Consider the following 5,452-nt stretch of genomic DNA (forward strand, 5'->3'; position numbering starts at 1 on the left):
AAAAAGGATATTTATTCTCCCACAAACATTTTACTCATACTTTCCTGAAATCCCTGAAAACTTGTTTGCAACGTTTATTCTAATAAAATCCGGAAAAACTACCAGAGCAATATAATTTACAGAATGGATTAATTTGTTTATGATTACGCTTATACTTAAAAAAGGAGCATAAATAGATGATTAAAAATGAGCTATTATCTTCGTTTACCTTGCCCAATGGAATAACACTTAAAAACAGAGTAGTTATGGCTCCAATGACCAATTTTTCTTCCAATCAAGATGGGACTGTTTCAGAAGAAGAAGTGAACTATTATGCACATCGTTCTTCGGGAGTAAGTATGGTCATTACTGCATGTACAAACGTTACGCGTAATGGCCAAGGTTTCCCAGGCGAATTTGCTGCCTATAGTGACGACTTTATCCCTAGCTTAACGAAATTAGCTTCACGTATTAAAGAACAAGGCGCAAAAGCAGTTCTCCAAATTTTCCATGGTGGCCGGATGTGTCCTCCTGCCTTAGTGAATGGGGATGTTGTGAGTGCTAGTGACGTACCTGCTGAAGGAAGTGGAAATCCAACTCCACGAGCTTTATCAGAATCGGAAGCCGAAGCGATCATTGATGCTTTCGGGGAGACTACACGTCGTGCGATTGAAGCTGGTTATGATGGTGTGGAAATTCATGGAGCAAATGGCTACCTTATTCAGCAATTTTTCTCTCCTCATTCCAATCGTCGTGAAGATCGCTTTGGCGGAAGCCTTGAAAAACGAATGACTTTTCCATTGGCGATTATTGACAAAGTAAAAAGTGTTATTGACAAATACGCTACCTCTCCTTTCATTGTAGGCTATCGTTTTTCCCCAGAGGAACCCGAGACACCTGGAATTACAATGGGAGATACCCTTGCCCTAGTCGATAAACTAGCAGACAAAGGCTTGGATTACTTGCATGTTTCGCTCCAAGAATTCCATTCCACGCCAAGAAGAGGTGTGGAAGACCTATCAAAAACGCGCATTTCTTATTTGCTTGAAACAATCAATAATCGTGTTCCACTTATCGGCGTTGGTTCGATTTACAGTGCATCAGATGCACAACAAGCTCTAGAAACAGGAATTCCTCTCCTCGCTTTAGGTAGAGAGCTTATTATCGACCCTTATTGGGTACAAAAAGTTGCCGAGGGGAAAGAAGAAACGATTGTTACAGCGATTAATAAAGAAAAGCAGAAAGAGCTTGTCATTCCGGATCCTCTTTGGAATGCTATTATCCATACACCTGGATGGTTTCCTGGAGTTTAAGGAAGCTTACAAATTCACACAGAAAAGCACCTACTATATCACTAGTAGGTGCTTTTTTACACAAGGATTAAGCTTTATTCCGCCTTTTCATTTTTCTTAAAAATCTATTCCCGAATATGAAGACAAAAAGTGGCACACCAACAATTAGTTTTCCGATAACATAATCAAAAAAACTAAAAACTCCAAATAGAAATAAAAGAAAACTAATGATGAATGGGAAGCTAATATCTTTATTATTATCATCTTTCATTTTAATGCCGTAATACAAAGAGTAGAAACTACCAATGATGAAATAGATTGCTATTATCATAATCAATATGGCATTTAGCCACCCCTCCTCCTGATTCATAAGATAATGGAATCTTACCTGTTTTAACTGTTAATCCACAGTTGATTATCAGGAAATCACTGCAATACGCCCATTTATAGAAAATAATTCTCTAAAAAAAAGATGCTGTTCCAAAATATAACTAGAATAAGCAAGTAGGAAAAAATGTCCTTACTTGCTTATTCTATTAATTAAATGGTACTACTCATTTCCCTACAAAATAAGTTTCCGTCGGCCCTAAATAGCTAGTTGCTGGCTTCTTACCTTCTGGATAGATTACTAGCTTTTCTAATACAAATCCTGGGCTTACTGCATAAATTCTTAGTGTATTCAATCCTGCTTTACACTTGATTCGATGACAGTATCGATGGATATTATTCAGCACATCCACTCCCCAATTGTCACTTTCCCCAACGATATATTCTTCTGGGATAATATTAACAATGTTGATGTCATCCTCATTTGCTTGGATACCACAGAATAACGTATTATCCTTTGTAACTGGATTAGAAGGCTGTAGATATAATTCTACTTCATGCGTTCCAGCTTCCAATACGACAAAATGATATTCCAGATAGGGTGCATCCTCCCCTACTGAAAAATGCTTGGTTGTTGGAAAAGCCTTCATGGCAGATAATGTTTTGCCATAGCCTTCAAGCACTTCAAATCGATACATGTCCCCCTGTTGATTCACTGCTTCCTTGTTTAGAAAATAATGCTCGGCTTCTATCGAAATATAGCCATTCGTATCTATAAAAGTCCGCTCAGGGAATTCTTTGTAATCATTTTGGGCTGCGTATACTAGAATGGTACACGTACCACAAGGCATTTCTACGACAATACGACCCTCTGAATCGTCTCCCATTTCCTGACGATTAATGCTCACCTGAATGACTTCCGATGTTTTATCTTTACCATCTAAACTACCACTCGTTTTCGAACAGGTTAGCCATTGGTTTTCACAAGTAATCGTAAAGTCTGCATTTTTGTCACTTAAGCTAGAAATAGTGAATGTCGCTTCCTCTATATGCGGCTGTAGAAATGCGTCTAAATACAGTGTATTATTATGCCATGCTGGGCCTTCCGAATGCTGATTCGTCCCATCTATGGAAACAATTAATCTCGGTTTATTAGCGGGGATCACTTGCATAAGAATTGGGTTTTGACAGCCTTCTTCATTCCAGTTCGTAAAACCGATATGCTCAGACATCCCCATTCCATACCACTTCCCATTATCAATGGTATGATATTGCTCAACCAGTTCTCTATCTCTGGTCAAACACGCTCTAATTTGTTCCGCTAATTTGTTTGCTTCCATTTTACCAAGCTTGGCATCATCATGATTTTTCCCGGTAAGAAGCCACATCTTCTGCAAGTTCAAGTTTCCTACAGCAGGATAATAGACTAAAGAGAAAAACTTTGGTAATTTCTCTGAATCCACTTGTTTATATAGTTCCTCTGCAGCCTTTAAAAGATAATCGATTTGCTGTAATGTCTGATCTGTTTCCCTATAATGAACAGGATGATAGACTTCCGCATTCATATGCTCTGGTCTGCGATTATGGGCTATTTTCGTGTAGCCTGTTAGGAGTTCAAAAACCTTCTCCTTTTCCACCTTATTAAATACACCGTCAAACTGGGTATCAATCCATTTTCTCGTATAATCATCTGTCTTATTTTTGGCAGAGGTTCCCCATTTTTCAAAGTCATAAGCCAAATCTAAGAAATAAGATAACGGGAATTCCTGTGTAGCAATATCTCCTACATTTACAATCCATAAATCCCGAACACCAAAATCGTAAGCCATTGTCATCTGTTCCCATATCTTCGGAAGATACGAACTATTTATCCATTCATAGGAAATGGGTCCACCATGATAATCAAAATGATAGTACATCCCATAGCCACCTGAATGGCTGCGCATTTCTTCTGTTGGCAATGTACGCAGATTTCCATGGTTATCATCACAGAGCATAAGAATGATATCTTCAAGCTCCTCCGATCCGATTAAGCCAGCCGTATGTTCATCCCCATAAAAGAAGGGTTCTACTTCTTTATATAAAGCTAGCATTCTTGGAACTTCGGAAAGATTTGGATTGATATTTTCTCGGATTAATTGATTTTGCGTTTGGATGACATCTCGCAGTAATTCGATATTATCTGCAAGGGTAGCATCTTTCCCCATAATAGTTGTATCCGCTTCCCCACGCATCCCAACCATAATGACATTTTCAAAGTTTCCGTTCCGCTTCAGACCATCTTTCCAAAACTTCGTAATCCCTTCTCTATTTGCAATAAAATTCCAGGCGTCTCCATAAATAGAGTCCTTCCCACGCAAATATTTATATTCCTCTCCATTTCGCAAACAAGGCTCATGATGGGACGCCCCCATGACTACCCCATATTCATCTGCTAATACTGCATTTAACAATCCTGGTCCATCCTCGCTAAAACGAGCAGACCACATAGCTGGCCATAGATAATTTCCTTTCAATCTCAGCAATAATTCAAAAACATGGTCATACATTTCCGCATTAAAGCCGCCAAAATTCTTCGTCGTCCAGTTTCCAAAAGCTGGCCATTCATCATTGATAAAAAAACCACGGTAACGCACAGACGGCTCTTTCGAAAGATATTTTAAATCTCCACTTAATGAGAAAGACTCTTTATGCTTGGGTTTAACATCACACCAATCCACCAACGGAGAAACGCCAAGGAGCTCTGATAAATGAAATAGCCCGTAGATTGTTCCACGCTTATCACTCCCAACGATTACTAGTGCTTTTTCTACATCTTCAAAGGGATTTTCAATGACTTGAAATAAATAAACTTCCCTCTTTCCTTTCACTTCTGACAGATCAATCAGCTGTTTCTCTTCCAATTCATGAAGAATTGGGCTATGGTTCAAGGTTCCATATAAAACAGCATGCTTTCCAAGCTTCTTTCTATCCGAAGTCGCTTGTGGTGCATAGCCAAACACTAACTCCACATCCCCCATAACCTTTCTAGCAATTTTATGTATTCCACTAAATGCCTCTTTTTCTTGGTAAAATAAGGAGCCAGTATGATCAACTGCTGTTACACTTTTTAACATGTCTCTGTTAATCGTAAATTCCATATAAACACCTCTTCTATTGGTTAGGTTTATGACAGATTTTTTACTACTTGCAACTATCCTTGTAAGCGGTTACCATTGGTTCTATTACAAATAATAACATATTCTATTATTCAGCCTATAACTATATGCATTATTTATTGGTGAAAAAAAGTAGACTGGTCTCATTTAATAAAAAAAAGACAAAGATTGAACTGACCTAGCCAAATGAGACATATATAAAACACCTACCCATATTAAATTTAACACTTTTTCATTAATTTGATATTGGTTCTTTACTGGAAATAGTTCAGGCACTTTGTCACTTTACTTGGAGCCTCTGCGGGCATAGATTCTTTAGCCAGGAAGCCAGATATCTCAAAGAGAATCTGGCTTAGCCATAATAGGCTATCATGCCCGCATCTCCAAATAAAGTGCATGTCTTTTCTACATGCAAAGTGGATAACCCCGAAATCCTTTAAGCTGCCTTTAATCCAAATTCTATTGGAGTTAAGTAGCCTAATTTTGCTTGAATCCTACCCTCGTTGTAATGATGAATGTACCCATCTATTCTAGAAATAACTTCTAAATTAGCTAGGGTATTAAACTTACAATATTGGAATTCCTCTGTCTTTAAATTTGAATGAAATGATTCAATCACCGCATTGTCCCAACAGTTCCCTCGTCTGGACATACTACCTACTAAATGATGTTCCTTCAAATAATTTTGAAAAGTAT

General features: G+C 38.1%; 3 protein-coding genes. 1 reads left to right on the forward strand and 2 read right to left on the reverse strand.

Annotation, left to right across the window (positions count from 1 at the left end; all coding sequences use genetic code 11):
* Positions 1 to 176 precede the first annotated feature (176 nt).
* Positions 177 to 1,292 carry an NADH-dependent flavin oxidoreductase gene (locus tag ADJ83_RS08330; protein ID WP_048717493.1) on the forward strand — a complete coding sequence of 372 codons (1,116 nt, stop codon included), beginning with the start codon at positions 177 to 179 and terminating at the stop codon, positions 1,290 to 1,292.
* A gap of 533 nt (positions 1,293 to 1,825) precedes the next feature.
* Here the strand turns inward: ADJ83_RS08330 and ADJ83_RS08340 are convergent.
* On the reverse strand, positions 1,826 to 4,738 hold the full coding sequence (locus ADJ83_RS08340) for a glycosyl hydrolase 115 family protein (RefSeq protein WP_048717497.1): 2,913 nt from the start codon (positions 4,736 to 4,738) through the stop codon (positions 1,826 to 1,828).
* Between the two features lie 454 nt (positions 4,739 to 5,192).
* Positions 5,193 to 5,452 (reverse strand): IS3 family transposase (locus ADJ83_RS08345; protein WP_048717499.1); only part of this gene is annotated, 260 nt, incomplete at its 5' end.

The sequence above is a fragment of the Bacillus sp. 522_BSPC genome (assembly GCF_001076885.1).
Classification (GTDB): Bacteria; Bacillota; Bacilli; order Bacillales; family Cytobacillaceae; genus Niallia; species Niallia hominis.

Excerpts from the sequence above, each read along its gene's own strand:
- ADJ83_RS08330 (WP_048717493.1), top strand. The coding sequence starts at position 177 with ATGATTAAAAATGAGCTATTATCTTCGTTTACCTTGCCCAATGGAATA.
- ADJ83_RS08340 (WP_048717497.1), bottom strand. The coding sequence starts at position 4,738 with ATGGAATTTACGATTAACAGAGACATGTTAAAAAGTGTAACAGCAGTT.